This is a genomic window from Pseudomonadota bacterium (assembly GCA_010028905.1).
Classification (GTDB): domain Bacteria; phylum Vulcanimicrobiota; class Xenobia; order RGZZ01; family RGZZ01; genus RGZZ01.
Genome location: RGZZ01000675.1, coordinates 1 through 2,135, shown reverse-complemented (window position 1 = coordinate 2,135; position 2,135 = coordinate 1). Strand labels below are relative to the sequence as shown.

2 protein-coding genes are annotated in these 2,135 nt (G+C 67.0%); both read right to left on the bottom strand.

Going from position 1 to position 2,135, the window contains the following annotated elements:
* On the bottom strand, positions 1 to 488 hold a 488-nt coding region (locus EB084_24220), incomplete at its 3' end, for a hypothetical protein (protein NDD31369.1).
* 181 nt (positions 489 to 669) lie between these two features.
* Positions 670 to 2,109, bottom strand: coding sequence for a serine/threonine protein kinase (locus EB084_24215; GenBank protein NDD31368.1), 1,440 nt, complete (start codon positions 2,107 to 2,109; stop codon positions 670 to 672).
* Positions 2,110 to 2,135 lie beyond the last annotated feature (26 nt).

Here is a 2,135-nt window from a genome sequence, read left to right as displayed (position 1 = left end):
AGGGTCGCAGGCGCCGCCGGGTGGCCAGGGATGGGCATGGGGGGCAAGGGAGGCGGCATGGGCGGCTGCTGCGTCCACACCGTCGTCCACTCGTAGTTGTTGCCAGGGTTCACATCGGGCACCTCTCGACGAGCGTCGACAATCACCTCGGCCGACCAGGGTCCCTGGAAGTTCGTCCATACCGGTCCGAGGTTCGAGAGGCGCACCGACTGTCCGGGCTGCAGCCCAGGCACGCGCACATCCGGTGTGAAGGCGGGGCTGCGCAGCTCGACGCTGAACGGGCCGGCAGGGGCATCGCCCTGATTGCGAATGGTGGCACCGAACCAGACCGGCTGGCCTGGGAACGGCATCGGGTTGGTGGCGTAGAACCCGTCGACACAGAGATCAGGGCCGTGGGCGGCCTCTCCCTGGGCGGCGGGAGAGGCTGACGCTGTCCGCGGCGCGGGAACGGCGCTGCGAGCAATGCAAAGGCTGGAGATATCGACCATGGCTGGCACATCCTCTTCCAAGCGAGATCGGGAAGACCGCAACGCTGCGATCGTCACCGCGTCGGGCCTACTCTACCCGCCCAGCGCCGCGAGATCCATCACGCGAATGTTAACAGCGCGCAAGATGTTCGTTCAGCGCGCACCTGGCCGCAGCGCAACAGGCTGCGCAGTGCGCCAAAGGCTACTCCGACAGCACCCCGCCGCAGCGCCTGCACTTCAGCTTGAGCCCCACGTAGCTGTAGACACGCATGCCGCATGCGCCGCACACATACTCGATGCCGCGGGGCGCCGACGCACCGCGCCGCGATTCGGTAGGGGCGCTCGATGCGAGACCCGAGCTCCACGATGCCTCGCGGTTGGTCTGGGGCAGCGACAGCGGGGCCGCACCGGCGGTCGGGGAGGTCGCGGGCGAACCCAGCGCAGAAGCGCCAAGCGACGACGCGGAGAACGACGACGACACCGCTCCCCGAACCGGGGGAGGAGACGCGCCGGCGCTCGGCGTCGGCCTTGCCATGCCCGCCACCATGCCCGGTGCCATTCCCTGCGAAGAGAGCAGAGACGACGTCTGGGACGACAGACCAGCCGCTGGCGATGCCGCGCCCCCACGCCGATCGAGCGCCGTCTTCATGAGCGCCGCCGACGAGAAGCGCTGCGCGGGATCTTCGCTCAAGGCCTGATGGATGATGGATTCGAGCCCGCGATCGATCTCCGGACAATGCGAACGAATCGGTTCGAAGCAGAAGGGCGCGGAGGGCGCCTTCCCGCTGAGCATGTGATGCATGGTCGCAGCCAGTGCGTAGAGATCTGACCGAGGCTCGGCGTTCCCCTGCACCTGCTCGGGTGGCGCGTAGGCGTGCGCATCGAGGCCGGTGTTCAGAGACGAGGACGGGCTCAAGGCCAGCGCAACACCGAAATCGACAAGGAAGATGTGACCATCCGGTCGTCGCATGATGTTCGCGGGGTTGAGGCCCTTGTAGACGATGCCCTGGTCGTGCAGGTAGCTCAGCAGATCGAGGATCTGAAGCGCGATGTCGACCACCTCGCGTTGCGGCAGGCGTCGCATGAAGGCGAGCCGGGCATAGAGATCGTCTCCGCGGATGCGCTCCATGACGAGCCAGGCGGTTGAACCCTCGATCGCATAGTCGAGAACCCGCGGCAGACCAGGGTGCTCGAGGCGGGCCAGCTGGCGAGCCTCGTCTTCGAAGCGCTCACGCGCACGAGCATCGGTCGGGTCGAACGGGATCGACTTCGCTGCGCAGGGCGCCTGAAGACGGGTGTCCTGGGCTTCATAGACCGTGCTCGACTCGCCGGCCTTGATCACCGCACCCACAACATAGCGGTCGAGAATCCTGGTCATGGAGACAGCGCTACACCCTTTCCGTCCCGATGCTGAGCAGGTCGCTTGGCCCGCCTTGCACTCTTCGACGCCGCCCTCCCCGAATCCCGTTGTCAGACGTCGGCGCAGCGGTCGACCGTCAGGCGAGAGCCTCGCCCGGACGCCAAGAGGGAGGGCATTGACCATGCGCGAACAGCCTCGCATGAAAGATCTCATCACCGCTGCATTTGCACAGCGCGACCTGTTGCGAGACGAGGCCACGCGGCGCGCCATCGCCCAGACCATCGATCAGCTCGACCGCGGCGAGGTCC